The 15,686-nt window shown below is 70.3% G+C and carries 19 protein-coding genes and 1 pseudogene; 4 read left to right on the top strand and 16 right to left on the bottom strand.

The window, feature by feature from the left end; all coding sequences use genetic code 11:
- The first annotated feature begins 163 nt into the window (after positions 1 to 163).
- Positions 164 to 409, top strand: coding sequence for a hypothetical protein (locus tag ABZT49_RS27065; protein WP_331297066.1), 246 nt, complete (start codon positions 164 to 166; stop codon positions 407 to 409).
- A 350-nt stretch (positions 410 to 759) separates the two neighbouring features.
- Here the strand turns inward: ABZT49_RS27065 and ABZT49_RS27070 are convergent, their stop codons facing one another.
- The 3 genes from ABZT49_RS27070 to ABZT49_RS27080 form a co-directional block, all read right to left on the bottom strand.
- Positions 760 to 999 (bottom strand): hypothetical protein, encoded by a 240-nt coding sequence (locus ABZT49_RS27070; RefSeq protein ID WP_355290663.1) that lies wholly within the window; start codon positions 997 to 999, stop codon positions 760 to 762.
- A gap of 54 nt (positions 1,000 to 1,053) precedes the next feature.
- Positions 1,054 to 1,302, bottom strand: a complete 249-nt coding sequence (locus ABZT49_RS27075; RefSeq protein ID WP_355290665.1) for a hypothetical protein — start codon at positions 1,300 to 1,302, stop codon at positions 1,054 to 1,056.
- Positions 1,303 to 1,406: 104 nt separating this feature from the next.
- A complete protein-coding gene (locus ABZT49_RS27080; RefSeq protein WP_355290667.1) occupies positions 1,407 to 2,183 on the bottom strand; it encodes a phosphatase PAP2 family protein in 777 nt (258 codons plus the stop codon).
- A gap of 187 nt (positions 2,184 to 2,370) precedes the next feature.
- On the opposite strand from ABZT49_RS27080, the gene ABZT49_RS27085 reads away from it, so the two are divergent.
- Positions 2,371 to 2,634, top strand: coding sequence for a hypothetical protein (locus tag ABZT49_RS27085; protein WP_355290669.1), 264 nt, complete (start codon positions 2,371 to 2,373; stop codon positions 2,632 to 2,634).
- Between the two features lie 483 nt (positions 2,635 to 3,117).
- On the opposite strand, the pseudogene ABZT49_RS27090 reads toward ABZT49_RS27085, so the two are convergent.
- The 11 genes and pseudogenes from ABZT49_RS27090 to ABZT49_RS27140 form a co-directional block, all read right to left on the bottom strand.
- A pseudogene (locus ABZT49_RS27090) lies at positions 3,118 to 3,894 on the bottom strand (cobalamin-binding protein); the annotation flags it as partial.
- Between the two features lie 30 nt (positions 3,895 to 3,924).
- Entirely contained in the window at positions 3,925 to 4,287 is a 363-nt protein-coding gene (locus ABZT49_RS27095; protein WP_355290671.1) for an SPOR domain-containing protein, read from the bottom strand.
- Between the two features lie 15 nt (positions 4,288 to 4,302).
- Complete coding sequence (locus ABZT49_RS27100; RefSeq protein WP_331297072.1) at positions 4,303 to 4,983, bottom strand: hypothetical protein; 681 nt, start codon at positions 4,981 to 4,983, stop codon at positions 4,303 to 4,305.
- Positions 4,984 to 4,993: 10 nt separating this feature from the next.
- Entirely contained in the window at positions 4,994 to 5,554 is a 561-nt protein-coding gene (locus ABZT49_RS27105; protein ID WP_331297073.1) for a sigma-70 family RNA polymerase sigma factor, read from the bottom strand.
- A 97-nt stretch (positions 5,555 to 5,651) separates the two neighbouring features.
- Positions 5,652 to 6,980 carry a S8 family serine peptidase gene (locus ABZT49_RS27110; protein WP_331297074.1) on the bottom strand — a complete coding sequence of 443 codons (1,329 nt, stop codon included), beginning with the start codon at positions 6,978 to 6,980 and terminating at the stop codon, positions 5,652 to 5,654.
- Between the two features lie 562 nt (positions 6,981 to 7,542).
- A complete protein-coding gene (locus ABZT49_RS27115) occupies positions 7,543 to 7,785 on the bottom strand; it encodes a hypothetical protein (protein ID WP_355290674.1) in 243 nt (80 codons plus the stop codon).
- 129 nt (positions 7,786 to 7,914) lie between these two features.
- A complete protein-coding gene (locus ABZT49_RS27120) occupies positions 7,915 to 9,078 on the bottom strand; it encodes an MFS transporter (protein WP_331297076.1) in 1,164 nt (387 codons plus the stop codon).
- A 7-nt stretch (positions 9,079 to 9,085) separates the two neighbouring features.
- Positions 9,086 to 10,381 carry an arsenic transporter gene (locus tag ABZT49_RS27125; protein WP_331297077.1) on the bottom strand — a complete coding sequence of 432 codons (1,296 nt, stop codon included), beginning with the start codon at positions 10,379 to 10,381 and terminating at the stop codon, positions 9,086 to 9,088.
- Positions 10,382 to 10,426: 45 nt separating this feature from the next.
- Positions 10,427 to 10,852, bottom strand: a complete 426-nt coding sequence (gene arsC / locus ABZT49_RS27130; protein ID WP_355290677.1) for an arsenate reductase (glutaredoxin) — start codon at positions 10,850 to 10,852, stop codon at positions 10,427 to 10,429.
- Positions 10,852 to 11,379: an arsenate reductase ArsC gene (locus ABZT49_RS27135; protein ID WP_331297079.1), complete on the bottom strand. Its 528-nt coding sequence runs from the start codon at positions 11,377 to 11,379 to the stop codon at positions 10,852 to 10,854. The genes arsC and ABZT49_RS27135 overlap by 1 nt, the downstream gene beginning before the upstream one ends.
- Positions 11,372 to 11,731, bottom strand: coding sequence for a metalloregulator ArsR/SmtB family transcription factor (locus ABZT49_RS27140; protein ID WP_331297080.1), 360 nt, complete (start codon positions 11,729 to 11,731; stop codon positions 11,372 to 11,374). The genes ABZT49_RS27135 and ABZT49_RS27140 overlap by 8 nt, the downstream gene beginning before the upstream one ends.
- Positions 11,732 to 11,781: 50 nt before the next feature.
- Here ABZT49_RS27140 and arsH point away from each other — a divergent pair, with 50 nt between their 5' ends.
- Positions 11,782 to 12,528, top strand: coding sequence for an arsenical resistance protein ArsH (gene arsH / locus ABZT49_RS27145; protein ID WP_331297081.1), 747 nt, complete (start codon positions 11,782 to 11,784; stop codon positions 12,526 to 12,528).
- 167 nt (positions 12,529 to 12,695) lie between these two features.
- On the opposite strand, the gene ABZT49_RS27150 is transcribed toward arsH, so the two are convergent.
- Together ABZT49_RS27150 and ABZT49_RS27155 are read right to left on the bottom strand one after the other, a co-directional pair.
- Positions 12,696 to 13,103, bottom strand: a complete 408-nt coding sequence (locus tag ABZT49_RS27150) for a hypothetical protein (RefSeq protein ID WP_331297082.1) — start codon at positions 13,101 to 13,103, stop codon at positions 12,696 to 12,698.
- A 39-nt stretch (positions 13,104 to 13,142) separates the two neighbouring features.
- On the bottom strand, positions 13,143 to 13,400 hold the full coding sequence (locus tag ABZT49_RS27155) for a hypothetical protein (protein ID WP_331297083.1): 258 nt from the start codon (positions 13,398 to 13,400) through the stop codon (positions 13,143 to 13,145).
- A 461-nt stretch (positions 13,401 to 13,861) separates the two neighbouring features.
- On the opposite strand from ABZT49_RS27155, the gene ABZT49_RS27160 reads away from it, so the two are divergent.
- Positions 13,862 to 15,686: hypothetical protein (locus ABZT49_RS27160; protein WP_355290680.1), on the top strand; the 1,825-nt coding region annotated here is incomplete at its 3' end.

Below are 15,686 nucleotides of genomic sequence, written 5' to 3' on the forward strand. Positions count from 1 at the left end.
GGGCCCCGGGCATGAACGTTCCCTTGGCTACGCCTGTCGGAGGGGTGACTTGCCTTCGGAACCGTACGAGCAGCATGGCCGTTCCGGGCACCCAGGGGCGAACCCTGGAGCACCGGTGCGCCGGCACGGCCATCGAACAAGAACGAGAGGAAACCCTATGAGGATGTCCCTGATCGCGGCCGCCGTCGCCGCGACGCTCGGAGCGGCTGGCCTCGCGACCTCGGCCTCGGCGGCGCCCGCTCTGCCGGGTGCCGTGAGCGCCCCCGAGTACATAGTGTCGGTGCGGATGGAGCGCATGCACGGCCATCACCATATGCGGCACCGCCATCATCGCCATAGCCACATGATGCGCCACCATCATCATCGCGGGCACATGACGCGGCACGGCCACCGTCATCACCGCATGTGAGCGGAAGGGGTCCTGCGGGACCCCTTCTCGATCCCGCTCCCGCTTCGAGGTCGAGGAGCTGGCGGGTCACAAGTACCCGTCCGATGATCTGGGACGGCCGCCGCGCTCCTAAGTGCCGTGCCAGCGAGCTTGAGTATTGCGCCAGCCTGGGATGTCGCCGCCTTGATACGCTTGTGGTCAATCATGCGGCGGAATACCTTCCCCGTCTCATGCGTTGTTTCTGATTTCGGGAGGACGTGATGATGAGGCGAACTCTACTTGCGGTCGCCGCCGTGACATTTGCGGCGTTCCTGCACCTGCTGCCGATGTCCGGCGCGGCAAACGCGGCCCCGCTTGGCCTCGCCCCCGCTTCAGCACTGGCCGGCGACGGCGGGAGGGTGCAGACGGTCCAGCACTGGCACCATCACCACCGGCGGCACCACCACCACCACGGCTGGGGCCATCGCCACCACCACGGCTGGGGCCATCGCCACCACCACGGCTGGGGCCATCACCACCACTACCGCCGCCACCATCATCACGGCTGGGGCCATCACCAACACCATCACCGGCGGCATCACCATCACTTCTGAGGCCGCTATTCCGGACATGAGAAAGGGCCGCTCCATGGGGGGCGGCCCTTTCTGCATCGGGGGAAGCGCCAGTCAGTGGCGGTGCTTCTCGACGGTCACGGTCTCGTGGCCTCCGTCATGGCGCTCGTGGCGGTCGACGTGACGGTCGCCGTGGTGACGGTGCCGCTCGACGTGCTCGTGCCGCTCGACATGACCATGGCCATGCCCGTGGCCGTGAACGGAGACGCCGCCGGGCCCGACGTCGACGTGTTGGGCCAGGGCGTAGCCGGGAGCCAGGACCAGCGATGATGCGGCGACCAGGATGGGGAGGGAAAGCTTCATGTGTTCGGCTCCATGAGCAAGGTTGTGGGGCCCAAACGTCGCAGGTGCCCGGATCGATCCGAAGTTCGTCGGCGTTTGGGGCTGGATGAATACAGGGCGAATACCTACGGTGACGGCCTGAGGCGGCTCGCCTCTGGAAGGGCCGCCTCGTCCGGAACGCCGGCAGTCCCGGGCTGCTCGACCTGACCACGGCGTTGGAGGCGTAGCGCCACGACCCAACAGAGCGCCGCCCAGGCCGACCCGACACACCACCCCGCCAGAACGTCCGTCGCGTAGTGGACCCCGACGTAGACCCGGCTCAGCCTGATGACGACGGTGAGGAAGACCGCGATGCCCATGAAGTACGCCTTCAGCCTCGCGCCCGCGGCAACTCGGGTCATGAGGGCCCCGAGCGTCAGGTAGGTCACCGCCGAGAGCATGGCGTGGCTGCTGGGGAAGCTGGCGGTGAACACCTGGATGCCGCCGGGGATCTCGGGACGGGGACGGTTGAAGAGCAGCTTCAACCCGAAGCTGATGACCGTCCCGCCCAGGATCGAGCCCACCACCAGGAGGGCGGCCCCCTGCTTGCGGACCAGGAGCAGGTACCCGACCACGGCCGCCAGCAGGAAGCACAGGACGACCATGCTGCCCAGCGAGGTCACGTCGCGGACCATCTCGTGCACCCAGTCGGGTCCTATCGGTTCACTCGCGCCGAGAGGGCGGAAGAAGCGAGCGACCCGGTTGTCGAAACCCATGGTGTCGCCTTCCATCACCTCGCCGGCGAGGAGGCCGAACCCGAGGATCAGGGCGGCGACGCAGAACAGGGTCGCGACGAGCCCGATCTCCCTTCCGCCAAGACGCGCCACGACGCCGGGCCGGACAGGCGTGCTGGCTTGGTTCATGGCCTGGTCTCCCGATTGGCCCGAAGCGGGCCCTTCCCGGGCTAACGCCGGTCGCCGCCCGCCCGAGGCGAGGGAGAAGAGCCGAGGCAGAGAAAAGTTTTTCGCGAAAGCCATGAACCGCCCCGACGCCTCGCGCGACCAACGAAGGTTAGGGCCGCATACCGGTCCTCAACTTAAGGAGGTCAACATGTTCGGTTCCCGCAAACTCTTCCCGCTCCTCGTCGTTGCGGCCCTCGGCGCCTTCGGCGCGACGGCGGCATCCGCCCACGGCCATGGTCACGGGCACGGTCACGGCCACTTCGGGCACGGGCACGGGCACGGCCACTGGGGGCATGGACACGGCCACTTCGGCTCCTGGGGCCATGCCACGGTCTACTACGGCGGCCACTGCCACACCCGCCGGTGGGTCGACGACTTCGGCGACGTCGTGGTGCGCCGGGTCTGCCACTGACCGCCCCGGGGACGACCCTGTCCGGCGTGCACGGCACGATCCATCGACGCCGGGGCGCAAGGTGCCTCGCAAGGCCCGGCGCCCCGCTCCCTCTTATGCATCCACTCCGACCCTTGAGCGGGTCCGGGTGGGTGCGTCGTCTTCGTGAGCGCGTCGACGACGAGGGCTGCCCTGAGTGGTGCCGTCGCGTCGCCAGGCCGTAGGTGCGGCTCAGGCAGGGATCTGCCCACCGGGGAAGAGGGCGGCCCGCGCCGCTGGCGTCCTCTGGTAACCGTCGAGGCGTACCCGCCCGCACGGGTCGGCGTGCACCCGCCTGATAAAGCCGCGCCGCAGGAGCACGTCGAGGGAGCGACCGTCGATGCGTGAGCCTTCGACCCAGCCGTCGTCCGGTACCTTGAGCAGGACCGCGCGGTGTCTCTCGCTCAGGGGCCAGGGCCGTCCGCCGGCAGCCTCCTCCGCACCCGCCCTTCCGGGGGGGCGAGCTGCGTCCAGGGCGGCCACGATGGCGTCGAGCCCGTCGGTGAGGGCGGCGGGCCCGGGCTGCAGGATCAGCGGCGACTTAATCTCCACGATCCGGTTCGCCCGCACCGCCGGGATGGCGTCCCAGCCTGGGCGTGCGCCGATGCGGGCCGGCACCACCTTCTTCCCGCACCAAGAGGCGAGGATCACGTCGGGGGCCGCGGCGACCACCGCCTCGGGCGCGACGATGCGGTCCTTCGCGGCGGGCTGGCGGGCAAGCTCCACAAAGACGTCGTCCCCGCCGGCGATCCGCACGAGCTCCGATAACCAACCGATGCCAGAGATCAGGGGCTCGTCCCACTCCTCGAAGTACACGCGTGGTCGCGGGCGACCCGACGCCTCCGCCGCGACCCGGGCAAGCCGTTCCTCGTAGCCCCGCGCCAGGGCCTCCGCTTGCCCGCTCGCGCCGACAAGGGCGCCGACCGTGCGGATCATCGCGAGGATTCCGGCGACGTCACGGTGGTTGAAGGCGTGCACGGCCATGCCCGCCCGGACGAGGTCCGCGACGATGCCGGCCTGCAGGTCCGAAAAGGCGAGGACGAGATCGGGGTCGAGCGCGAGGATCTTCGGGATGTCGGCGCTGGTGAAGGCCGAGATTCGCGGCTTCTCGCGCCGGACCTGCGGTGGACGTACGGCGTAGCCCGAGACGCCCACGATGCGCCCCTGCTCGCCGAGAAGGTACAGGGTCTCGACCGTCTCCTCCGTCAGGCAGACGATCCGTTCGGGCGGAAAGCGACGCATGCACCCCTGGCTTCGGTCGGGAGCCGGCCTTCACTCGCCGGCGTATCGCGACCGCCGGATATAGGCGCCCGGCCCGCACGGGCCTATCCGCGACAGAGCGGCCTCGGCCCGCGCCCGGGTCGGGTAGGCGCCGAGCACGGAGACGTCGAAGCCCGACGCGAATCCCGAGAACTTGTCCGAGACGTCGTTGAAGGGGCTTTCCCCGCAGGATTGCGCCTGCCGCCGCGTCCTGGCGACGGCCGCATCCGCGGCCCGGCTGCCCAAGCCGCCGTTGTTCCCGAAGGAGCCGAGCACCACCCACCAGCCCTCGTCCGCGAGGGGCACGCCGCGCATGGACTGTGCCTGGGCCGGGCCGGCGAGCGCCAGGAGGGCGAGCATCAGGGGACCGCGCATCTCAACTCCCCTCCGTCAGCGGGCCGGCACCGTCTCGGGCACTGCGAGCACGACCAAGCCGGGCTTCGCGCGCAGCTGGTCGAGGACGACGCTCGTCGGAACTCGGCCCTCGGCCCCAGCCGAGAGGCGCAGGCGATAGATGCCTCCGGCTCGGGGACCGTCCACGACGGACAGGCCGGTCTCCCCGAGAGCCTCCGTGATCTGAGCCGCCGTGGCCGTCGGCGCGAAGGCGACGAGGAGGAAGGTGCCGCCGGCAGTGGGGCCGCCCCCGCCATGCGAGGCCGTCTCGTAGGTCGCCGCCGGGCCACGCAGCCACGCGCCCGTCAACAGCCCCGCCTGAAGCAGGAGCAGGGCGCACGCGGCGATGGCCGAGCCCGCCAACATCGGCGGCGACAGGGCGGCCAGCGCCTCGCCCATGCGCCGGAGCCAACCGCGCGGCCCACGCTCCCGCGCGGCGAGGTCGGCGTCTATGCGCGCGAACAGGTCGTCCCGCGCCTTCGAGGACGGTGCGCCGAGGGCTTCGTTGACGGCGACCGTCTCATCCCGCTCGGCCCGGACCAGGTCGAGACGGCGGGCGAGCTCCGGGTCGCGGGCGAGCGCCGCCTCGATCCGGGTCCCGGCCGCGGGATCGAGGCGCCCGGTTGCGTGCCAGGGCAGGAGGTCGTCCTCGTCGCGCCCGGGGTCGGTCGTGGTCATCGCAGCCTCCTCACGGCCATCCCCGGTCGATGCCGGCCTTCAAGAGCAGGTCCGACAGGCGCTTGCGGGCATGGAACAGGCGGGTCTTCACGGTGCCCGCCGGGATGTCGAGGACCTGCGCCACCTCTTCGACGCCGAGCTCGTGGTAGTAGACGAGGTCGATCACGGTGCGGTGCTCGACCGAGAGGAGGTCGAGGCAGCGCCGCATGGCCTCCGCCTTGCTCGCCTTCTGCAGGGTGACCTCCGGCGTGTCGGCCTCGTCCTCGACCGCCTCGGCCATCTCCGGCTCCAGCGGTTCGTGCGGACGCCGCCGCAGGGTGGAGAGCGCCTTGAAGCGGGCGATGGTCAGCATCCAGGTCGTGACGCTGGACCGACCCTCGAAGCGGCCGGCCTGCTGCCAGACATCGAAGAAAACGTCGCTCATCAGGTCCTCCGCCCTGCTCGTATCGCGCACCATGCGGACGAGGAAGCGGAACACGGCGGCCGAGTGCCGGGCGTAGAGGCCCTGCATCGCCGAGCGGTCGCCACCGGCGATGCGCCGGATCAGGTCCTCGTCGGAGGGCGCGCTCATCCGCGCCCCTTCATGGGTCGCGCGAACGAGCCGAACGGTTCAACGGCGGGTACGAATTTCCATGTGGGGCCTAATTCGACGCGGTTCGCTCCCGGCATCACGGTTGCGCCGGCGCGGCCGCGCTGACCGGCGTCGCGCTCATGCCCGGCGCGGACGGGGTCTGCTGCGTCTCCGCCACCGGCGCCGTCAGGGCGTGGACCGCGCCCTCCGCATCGGCGAAGCCCGCGCCGAACTCCCGGTCCGGCCCCGGCGGTCCGAGGTCGCGGGCGCTATGCGTCAGGGCGGCGCGCACCTCGGCGGGCTTCAAGCCGGGCTTCGCCTGCAGCATCAGGGCGACGACGCCGCTAACCTGGGCGGCCGCCATCGAGGTGCCCGAGAGAAGCCCGTACCCCCCGTTCGGGGCAGCCACGAGGATGTCGACGCCCGGCGCGGCGACGCAGAGATGCGAGCCGCGGTTGGCGGCCGGGAACAGCCTGTCCTCCGCGTCCGTCGCGGTCACCGCGATGACGTTCGGGTCGGCGGCCGGGAACAGCGGCGGGGACGCCGGACCGGCGTTGCCGCCGGCGGCCACGTAGACGACGCCGCGCCCGGTCCCGGCGGCGAGGAACTCGGAGAGCGCCGCGTCCCAGGGACCGGCGAAGCTCATGTTGACCACGCGCGCGCCCTTCCTCTCGGACCAGTCCAGGCCCCGCAGGACGTGGAGCGTGGTGCCTTGCGCCCCGGCTCGGGTCTCGCCCGAGAAGGCGCGCACCGCGAGGAGGCGCGCCTCGGGTGCGGCGCTGGCGAGCTGCGCGCGGGCCCCAACGATGCCGGCGATGGCGGTGCCGTGTGGGTGCGCCGCCGGCTTGCTCCCGTCGAGGGCGTCGTGGCGCTCGGACACGGCGTCACGGAGCGCAGGGTGGGTGCCGTCTGGCTCGGAATCGATGACTGCGACCGTCACGTCCTTGCCCGTGGCCGCTGCGTGCGCCTCCTTCAGGCGGAGCTTGCCCACGACGTACTGGGCGCCGGAAAGGGCGGGCACGGCTTGGCCGACGAGGCCGTAGACATGGTTCGCCTGCGCCGAGGCGACGCGTGGGTCGCGCGCCAGGGCGGCGACCACCTCCGCGACGGACCTGCGGTCCTTGAAGCGGGCGCGGTGCAGGGTCACCGGCACCAGGGTGAAGGTGTCCGTCGAGACCAAGCCGAGACGCTCGCGGCGCAGGATCTCGGGCAAGCTTCCCGCGGGCGCGTCCGCCTTCAGGGCGAACAGGACCTCGCCTGGAACCTCGCCCGGCTCGGCGGGGCCGAGCGGGCCGGCGGCCGGGACCGATGCGGGAGCGGGCAGCTGCCGTCGCGGGGGAGGCGTTGCCTTGGCGAGCGCCGGTTTCGGGGGCTGCGGCTTGGCGACCGGCGCCGCGACGGGCTTGGGCCGCTCAGGCCGTTGCACGACCCTGGGTGGGGTTTCGCGAACAGGTGCCGCGTGCCGAGGGCGCGGGGCCGGGGTGGGCTCCGCCCGGTGGACGGGCACCGGGATTTGCGGTTGGGGGCGCGGCCTCGGCCGGTATGCCGGAGGCTCGTCCTCGTACTCGGGCTGGCGCACCGGCCGCCGGGGCGGCGGCTCCTCGTCCTCGGCCTCTTCCGCCCTCTGGCGCTGGGGTGGGATCAGACGGGGTATGACGCCGATCAAGCCCGGCAAGCCGATCATTGGGCCGCCGCGATAGCCGCCCCCGCCGTAACCGCCGTAGGGGCCTCCCGAACCGGATCCGGCCGGGCCGCGCATCTGCGCCTGGACGGCGAGGCAACCGGGGAAGAGGAGCACCGCCGCGATCAGGACGCGGCAAGGCCACCCACCCATCGACCGAACGAAGGCACTCCGCATCGCAGCACGTGCTCCCGCGACCGCCCGCCTCAGCCGGCGCGCGGCGCCGTGACTGTAGATGAGCGGCCAAACTCAGTCCACGCGGCCCGGATCATCCGGGCCGCGAAGTCCCGGCGGCGAACATCCAGCCTCAATCGCAGACACGGACCCGCCGAACGTAGACGTTGCCGAAATCGTCGTAGGTCCGCCGGACCTTCACGACGCACTCGTACGTCTCCTCCGACGTGGCGGCGACGGCGGTGCCGAGGACGACGCCCCCGTGACCGAAGCCATGGCTGTGGCCATGCCCGTGGAAGGGTTTCGCCTCGGCGGATCCGGCCGCGAGGCCCAAGCCGATGGTGCACAGGGCGGCGATGATCTTGGTCCGGGTCATGGCGGTACTCCTTCGGATGGTTCGGCCCGCTCGGTGCGGCCCCGATATCCGTTGGTCGCGCGACCCTGGCACCTGGTTCATGCGCCGTCTGAAAAAATCGGGCGCAGGATAATGCGCGCGGGTCGCTCGCTACCGGACCGTCCAGAGCGCCCCGGCCAACACGACGTTCGCCAAGGCGAGCATCACGAGCAGGCCGTACGCGGCATCGGCTCCGCCGTAAGTGAGCGCGACGGCGCCGAGCGAGGGAGCAAGGGCTTGCGCGACCAGGCCCGGCCGGGCGAGGCGGCCCACCAGGACCGGGTAGCGGGCCGGACCGAACAGGGCCAACGGCACGGTGCCCCGGGCGATGGAGTAGATCCCGTTGCCCGCACCGTAGAGCACGAGGGCGATGCCGACCACAGGGACGCCCGCGGCTAGGACAGCCAACCCGAGCGCCACCAAGACCATGGCCACGGTCAGTGTCCAGAGCGGGTGGTGCCGGCCCTTGTTAGCCATCTCGACAACGCGGGCTGCGACCTGGGCTGGCCCGATCAAGGCGCCGTACGACACGGCGGCGGCAAGCGCGACACCACGGGCCTGAAGCAGCGCGATTAGGTGCACCGAGACCAGCGTCATGACGGTGCCGCCCAGTGCCAGCATGCCCGCCATCAGCTGGAAGGCGCGCCGTTCCCGGGGCGAGAGTGGCGCATCGTCCCTGTGCCCCCGATTCCCGTCATCCTCCAAGGCTTGGGCCCTGGGGATCAGGCCGATTACCAGCGGCAAGGTCAAGGCGAGGTGTAGGCTGGCATAGGCGAGGCACGTGCCTCGCCAGCCGACCTGCTCGACAAGGAAGGCCGACAGCGGCCAGCACACCGTGCTCGCGAACCCTCCCCACAATGTCAGCGTGGTGATGGCCGGGCGGGCCTCGGCGCCGTAGAGCCGCCCGAGCGTGGCGAAGGCCGGGTCGTAGAGGCCGCAACCCATGCCCAGCCCGATGACCAGCCAACCCGCGAGGAACACCGGCAGGTTCGGCGCAAGTCCCAGGACGGCGAGACCGGCCGCCAGCAGCAGGGCCGCCAGCGTGAGGACCCGCCGACCTCCGTGACGGTGGATGGCGAGCCCGACGCGGGGCGACGCGAAGGCGGCCACCAGGAGCCCGATGGACAGGCCTCCGACCACCCAGGCCAGCGGCCAGCCGGTATCCGCGGCGATGGGGCCGGCGAGCACCGCCGGCAGGTAGAACGACGAGCCCCAGGCGAGGATCTGGACGATGCCGAGGGCCGGGATGACCTGCCACCGGGGCCGCGCGGCCATCGGCTCGCTACCGGACACCAAGCGCCGGAAGCCACAGCGCCAACGCGGCGAGGGTGGCGAGGAGCACCGGCGGCGTGATGACGAGACCGACCCGCATGTACTGACCCCAGGTGATGCGCTGGCCCTTGGTGTCGAGGACGTGCAGCCAGAGCAGGGTCGCCAGGCTGCCGATGGGGGTGAACTTCGGGCCCAGGTCGCAACCGATGACGTTGGCGTAGACCATGAGCTCGCGCATCAGGGGCGACAGGTCGGGCGCCTGCTGGATCGACAGCGCGCCCACCAGGACGCTCGGCATGTTGTTCATGACCGAGGATAGGATCGCGGCGGCGAACCCCGTGCCGATGGTGGCGACGAACGGACCAAAGCCCGAAAGCCAGACGAGCCCTTGCGCCAGGTAGTCGGTCAGCCCGGCGTTCCTGAGGCCGTAGACCACGAGGTACATGCCGAGGCTGAACAGCACGATCTGCCAAGGTGCGCCCGCCAGCACCTTGCGGATGGGGATGACGCGGCTGCGGTTGGCGAGCGCCAGCATGACCCCGGCGCCGGCGCAGGTCACGACAGAGACCGGCACGCCGAACGGCGCGGTGACGAAGTAGGCGACCAGCAGCAGGCCCAGGAGCGGGAACGCCGCCCGGAACACGAGCGGATCGCGGATGGCGTGCCGTGGGGCCTCCAGCTCGCCGACCGGATACGTGGCCGGCAGGTCGCGGCGGTAGAATAGCCAGAGCACGATCAGGGTCGCGGCCAGTGAGACGAGGTTCACCGGCACCATCACGGCGGCGTAGCGGCTGAATGAAATCTCGAAGAAGTTGGCCGAGACGATGTTGACGAGGTTCGAGATGACCAGCGGCAGGCTGGTCGAGTCCGCCACGAACCCGCAGGCGACGATGAACGCCAGGGCGGCCGCCGGCTTGAAGTCGAGGCGCAGCAGGATGGCGAGCACGATGGGGGTGAGCAGCAGGGCGGCGCCGTCGTTGGCGAAGAACGCCGCGATGGCCGCGCCGAGGAGGATCACCAGCGGGAAGAGCAGGCGACCCCGGCCCCTGCCCCAACGGGCGATGTGCAGGGCCGCCCAATGGAAGAAGCCGGCCTCGTCGAGGAGCAGCGAGATGATGATGAGGGCGACGAAGGTGAAGGTGGCGTCCCATACGATGTGCCAGACCACCGGGATGTCGCCGGGATGGATGACCCCGGTGGCGAGCGCGACGGCGGCCCCGATCAGGGCGCTCCATCCGATGCCGAAGCCCTTGGGCTGCCAGATGACGAAGACGAGGGTGACCACGAAAATGGCGAGCGCGAGCATCGGCACCTTTTCTTGTTCTTGATGGAGCGGGAGACGGATGGCGGATCAGGCGGTGGCGACGCGGCGCCCGTGCTCGTTGACGACGCGCTCGCCGTCCTCCTTGACGAACTCGCCCTGCTGGGCTGGCAGGAGGTCCAGCGCGGCCTCCGAGGGACGGCACAGGGCGACGCCCTTGGGGCTCACCACCAGCGGGCGGTTGAGCAGGATCGGGTGGGCCTCGATGGCGTCGAGGAGCTGATCGTCGGTCAGCGCGGGGTCGGCGAGGCCCATCTCGGCGTAGGGCGTCCCCTTCTCGCGCAGGAGACCGCGGACCGGGATTCCGGCCCGGCCGGCAAGCTGGCGCACCAAGGCCCGGTTCGGGGGCGTCTTCAGGTACTCGACCACGTGCGGCTCGATGCCGGCGTTGCGGATGAGGGCCAGGGTATTGCGGGAGGTTCCGCAATCCGGGTTGTGGTAGATGACGACGTCCATCACGCGACCTCCGGGCGGGGGGACGTGGCGCCGGCGAGATGGCCGATCTCGCGGACCTTGGCGGACAGGGCCACCCCGTCCAGGCTGGAAAGCGGAAGGGCCACGAAGGCCGCGATCCGGTTCCTGAGGTAGCGTTGCGCGGTGACGAAGGCGCGCTTGCGCTCCATCTCGGAGCCATCGACCGCTGCGGGGTCCTCGATGCCCCAGTGGGCCGTCACCGGCTGGCCCGGCCAGTAAGGGCAGGCCTCGCCGGCGGCGTTGTCACAGACCGTGAAGACGAAATCCATGACGGGCGCGTCCGGCCCGGCGAACTCGTCCCAGGACTTCGAGCGCAGCCCCTCGGTCGGGTAGTCGCTCTCGCGCAGGACCTGCAGCGCCAGGGGGTGCGCCTCGCCCTTGGGCTGGCTGCCGGCCGAGAAGGCGCGGAAGCGGCCGCCTCCCTCCTTGTTGAGCATGGCCTCGGCCAGGATCGAGCGGGCGGAGTTGCCGGTGCAGAGGAACAGGACGTTGTAGGCGGGCTCAGGCATGGAGGGTCTCCCCGGTGGTGCAGTCGCAGGCGGCGAGCGCGGCCACGGCCGGGTTGCACACCTCGGGGTGGCCCTGGCAGCAGTCGCGCATGAGGAACTGGACGAGGTCCGACAGGCCGGCGTAGGCGGCGCTGTAGATGACCGACTTGCCCTCGCGCCGGGACGTGATCAGCCCGGCGTGGCTGAGTTCCTTGAGGTGGAAGGACAGGTTGTTGCCGGCGACGTTGACGGCCTCGGCGAGCACGCCGGCGGCGAGGCCGTCGGGGCCGGCGGTGACCAGGGCGCGCACGACCCGGAGGCGATGCTCCTGTCCGAGCGCCGCGAAGGCGGCGAGGGCTTGCCGTTCGTCCATCGAATGACCTACATATCAACTTCTGTTGAAACGTAGAGGAACGAAACGCCTTGGACAAGCCCCAGCAGCCGTTCTCCGACGGGATGCCGAACCTGAGCGAGGCGCACTTCGAGGCGCCGACCGCGGAGCGGGTGCAAGCGTCGACGCCGCTCGACCACGCACCCCGCTTCCTGATCCTCTACGGGTCGCTCCGCGAGCGCTCGTTCAGCCGTTTCCTGGCCTACGAGGCGGCCCGGCTCCTTGAGGCGATGGGCGGCGAGGTCCGCATCTACGACGCACACGGCCTTCCGCTGCCGGACGACAGCACCGCCGACCATCCGAAGGTGCAGGAGCTACGGCAGCTCTCGATCTGGTCGGAGGGGCAGGTCTGGGTCAGCCCGGAGCGGCACGGCAACATGACCGGGGTGATGAAGGCCCAGGTCGATTGGCTGCCGCTCAGCGAGGGCTCGGTGCGACCGACGCAGGGGCGGACGCTGGCGGTGATGCAGGTCTCGGGCGGATCGCAGAGCTTCAATGCCGTGAACGCCCTGCGTGTTCTCGGGCGCTGGATGCGGATGGTGACTATCCCGAACCAGTCGTCGGTGCCGATGGCCTACAAGGAGTTCGACGATGCCGGCCGCATGAAGCCGGGACCGCTCTACGACCGGGTCGTGGACGTCTGCGAGGAGATGATGAAGTTCACGCTCCTGACCCGGGGGCGGGCCGACTACCTCGTCGACCGCTATTCCGAGCGGAAGGAGCGCGAGCCCGACCGGCTCAAGGCGGTCGCCGCTGACATCGGGTTCGTAAGTCGCTGAGGCCGTCCTCGGTACCGGGGGAAGCGGCGCAGCTCATTCCGGACCCCGCGCAGGACCTTCGCGACGCTGGACGAGACCCGGCAGAACCTCAACCTGATGTTCGACCCGGATCATCGCGACTTCTTCTGCGAACAGGTTCCCGAAGCGTTCAGCCCCGTCCCGGGAGGCTAGGGCCGGATGGGCGCAACGCGCTGCGACCCGAAGGTCGTCGACGAGGCGCATGCCCCCTTGCGCCCGGGGACGTACATGCTCTCGCCGGTGGCGACGCGCGGCGGCCGGGCGACGTAGGCGAGGCAACGCTGGCCATGCAAGGTGATCTCGCCGAAATAGACGCCCCACCTTGACGCGGTGCCGCTGCGCTTCGGCGCCTTCTTGCCCGGGGCCTCACGGGCGAGGCGTACGAGGAATCCCGTCGGCACCCCACCATGGGACGTCGGGCTCACGCCCTGCGTCAGCTTGATGTTGTCCCACCAAGTGATGAGGATGTGGCGCTGGGCGAGGTCGACATCGCCCGGCAGGCGGGTGTTGTCGCCGATCCCAAACAGGTACTTCAGGTACACGCTCTGCTTCGGCATGACGTGGACGCTGGCCCAGACGCCTTCGCCTGCCTGGTTTCACTCGATCTGGTTCAGGCCGACCACGCCGGAGCGCGTGTACTTGACGGCCGACTGCGTCCACTGGGAGTTGCGGCGCAGGTGCTTGTCGAACTGCTTCCGGATCTCGACAACGGCGTGCTTGGCCGTCTCGTCGAGCGCCCAGCCGGCGGCGCGCCAATACTTGGCGATGCCGACGGTCAAGACGAAGCGGTCGCGCCAAGCCTCGATGTTCGGCGCGACGTCGGTGGCGAGTTGGACGCGGAAGGTGGCGCTCATGCCCGGCAGCTTGCCCGGCCATGCGCGCCCCGTTCCAGGCTACGCGGCCGCCGGACACGCCGAAGCCGGTCGCGACGCGCTGGCCGGCAGGATTGCAAGGCCTTTCCTGGTGGCCGCATCGCCCCGAGCAATTTTTCAGCACGGAACAGCCATCCGACGCGCCCAGGGAGGCTCGCCTGGTGGGGGGATTTTTATTTTCCGATAGGCGACCCGTCCGCATCCACGAGCCGGCGTAGCCCCCGTTTTCTCGCCTCCTGCGAGGAGTGGTCTGCGGACCCGCCAGCCGAGCCCGATTGCCCGGGCTTCTCAAATGCTTGCGACGCGCGGACATTGCTGAGGTTCGCGCGTCGGGTGTGGTGCCCCGTCGAGCCGCGAGACCGGGTCAACGGGTCCAGCACATGCGTTTCAGCCAAGGGGATGACGCTCCCCTTTCCTTCTCCCATCACGTGCCGGAGAGCGCCTTGACGCGCCTTGGCATCCCCTTCGGTCGAACGCGCGACGACCGCGCCGTCCAGCGCGCCATTGTCGGCCAGGCTCTCGTCCGGCACGATGGCGGCGGCGGCCGCATCTCGTATTCGCGCTCGGGCGAGTGGTGGAAGCTCGACCGCTACGAGGACACCCCATTCGGACGCACCCGCGTCCTCGGCACGGTCGACACGCTGACCGACATGGGGCTGCTCGCCAGCTTCAGGGCCAAGCCCGGCGCCCACCTTGCCGAGGAAAAGGCCGACCGGCTGCAGTCGGCCTTTTGGGCGACCGAGTCCCTCGTGCAGGCCATGAGCGGCGAGGCCGTCGAGCACCGGCGCCCGCGCGTGCCCGTGCTGCTCCGGGACGAGAACGGTGACCCGGTGGCCCTGCCGAAGACGCAGAAGGTCCAGCGCATCATCCGCACCATGGAGCGCCGCAACGAGGAACGTGCCGGCATCCATGTGAGCGTCAACCCGAAGGCCGTGGCGCAGGGGCGTTGGCGGTTCTCAAACCATCACTGGTGGGCGCTCACCGACGCGGGCGAGTGGACGTGCGTCAGGGGCGAGGAGCACGCCTACATGGTTCAGATGTTCGCCCGGCGTTCATTCGACCTGCACGGGCGCATGTATGGCTTTTGGACCGGCCTGCCCGGCGTGCGTCGGTCCGAGCTCCTCCTGAACGGGGAGCCCGTCTGCGAGGAAGAGCCGGATTGGAGCTGCCTCCATCTGGACCTCGCCTACGCGATGTGCGGCCTGCGCCTCGACGGTGACGCCTACGGGGTGCCGGGGACCGAGGGCGTCAGCCGGAACCAACTGAAGGGTGCGGTGAACACCTCCCTGAACTCCGGGGCCCCCCTGGCGACCACCCGGAGCCTTATGCAGAAGCGGTTCGAGCGCGGGAAGGACGGCAAACGCAAGTGGCCGCTCTCGATGACCTGGGACAAGACGAGGGCGGTCATGGCGCGCATCGAGGAGCGGCACGAGCCCATCCGGCACCTGTTCAACAGCGACGCGGGCGTGAGGCTCATGCGTATCGACGCCGATATGGCCGGGCAGGTCATGGACGCCTGCGCGAAGGCGAGCATCCCGTGCTTGCCGGTGCACGATAGCTTCTCCGTCCCGGCCCAGCACAAGGGGTTCGTCGAGGGCGTGATGGGTGAGGTTCTCGACCGCACCCGCGACAGACTTTCTGTTTCGGGTTCAACGGTTTACTCCGTCGCTCGCCTACACTGTGCGGGGGCGGAGGCGGGCCTGCCGGGGGCGGAGCCCCTGCGGGCGTCGTCCGTGGAACCTCGGGACCCGGGCGTGGTGGAGGTCTCCAGCCCTTGCGGGGAGACCGTGTCCGTGCCCCCGGTCTCTACCCGGACCCTCGCACCCGCACCCTCTCAGGATGAACCGCTGGCCTCGGTCGCGGTCTCCTACCCGGACCCGCGCACCTCTACCCGGATCCTCGCACCTGCCGTCCTCGCCATCTCCTGGCCCTCGCAGGACGTATCTACCGACCCTCGCACCAGCACCTCGGAACCTACTCCCGAGCCGACGTCCAGGGCGGGCCGTACAGCCCCCTCAACCTTCTCGACCTCCCCTTACCCTCGCACTCCGTCACCTGCCGTCCCTTACCGTCTCTGCCCGACCCTGAGGATAGACATGACCTCCTGCAGCCCCGCCGTCGTCGCGGTTCCCGACCCGCACCCTCACGTTATCTACGACGTCGACGGCACCCCGGTCCGCGGCCTGCCGGTGATGCTCCGCCCCATGGCCGAGGATCTCATCGCCGCCGGGCACGACCCGTACGCGCCCCCTGCCGCCCCCCCTCCGA

This window comes from Methylobacterium sp. EM32 (genome assembly GCF_040593685.1).
GTDB lineage: Bacteria > Pseudomonadota > Alphaproteobacteria > Rhizobiales > Beijerinckiaceae > Methylobacterium.

Coding starts and splice junctions, on each gene's coding strand:
- ABZT49_RS27120 (WP_331297076.1), bottom strand. CDS start 9,078: ATGGCCGCGCGGCCCCGGTGGCAGGTCATCCCGGCCCTCGGCATCGTC.
- ABZT49_RS27080 (WP_355290667.1), bottom strand. CDS start 2,183: ATGAACCAAGCCAGCACGCCTGTCCGGCCCGGCGTCGTGGCGCGTCTT.
- ABZT49_RS27095 (WP_355290671.1), bottom strand. CDS start 4,287: ATGCGCGGTCCCCTGATGCTCGCCCTCCTGGCGCTCGCCGGCCCGGCC.
- ABZT49_RS27105 (WP_331297073.1), bottom strand. CDS start 5,554: ATGAGCGCGCCCTCCGACGAGGACCTGATCCGGCGCATCGCCGGTGGC.
- ABZT49_RS27070 (WP_355290663.1), bottom strand. CDS start 999: ATGTCCGGAATAGCGGCCTCAGAAGTGATGGTGATGCCGCCGGTGATG.
- ABZT49_RS27125 (WP_331297077.1), bottom strand. CDS start 10,381: ATGCTCGCGCTCGCCATTTTCGTGGTCACCCTCGTCTTCGTCATCTGG.
- ABZT49_RS27150 (WP_331297082.1), bottom strand. CDS start 13,103: ATGCCGAAGCAGAGCGTGTACCTGAAGTACCTGTTTGGGATCGGCGAC.
- ABZT49_RS27140 (WP_331297080.1), bottom strand. CDS start 11,731: ATGGACGAACGGCAAGCCCTCGCCGCCTTCGCGGCGCTCGGACAGGAG.
- ABZT49_RS27100 (WP_331297072.1), bottom strand. CDS start 4,983: ATGACCACGACCGACCCCGGGCGCGACGAGGACGACCTCCTGCCCTGG.
- ABZT49_RS27135 (WP_331297079.1), bottom strand. CDS start 11,379: ATGCCTGAGCCCGCCTACAACGTCCTGTTCCTCTGCACCGGCAACTCC.
- ABZT49_RS27065 (WP_331297066.1), top strand. CDS start 164: ATGTCCCTGATCGCGGCCGCCGTCGCCGCGACGCTCGGAGCGGCTGGC.
- ABZT49_RS27155 (WP_331297083.1), bottom strand. CDS start 13,400: ATGAGCGCCACCTTCCGCGTCCAACTCGCCACCGACGTCGCGCCGAAC.
- ABZT49_RS27115 (WP_355290674.1), bottom strand. CDS start 7,785: ATGACCCGGACCAAGATCATCGCCGCCCTGTGCACCATCGGCTTGGGC.
- arsC (WP_355290677.1), bottom strand. CDS start 10,852: ATGGACGTCGTCATCTACCACAACCCGGATTGCGGAACCTCCCGCAAT.
- ABZT49_RS27085 (WP_355290669.1), top strand. CDS start 2,371: ATGTTCGGTTCCCGCAAACTCTTCCCGCTCCTCGTCGTTGCGGCCCTC.
- ABZT49_RS27075 (WP_355290665.1), bottom strand. CDS start 1,302: ATGAAGCTTTCCCTCCCCATCCTGGTCGCCGCATCATCGCTGGTCCTG.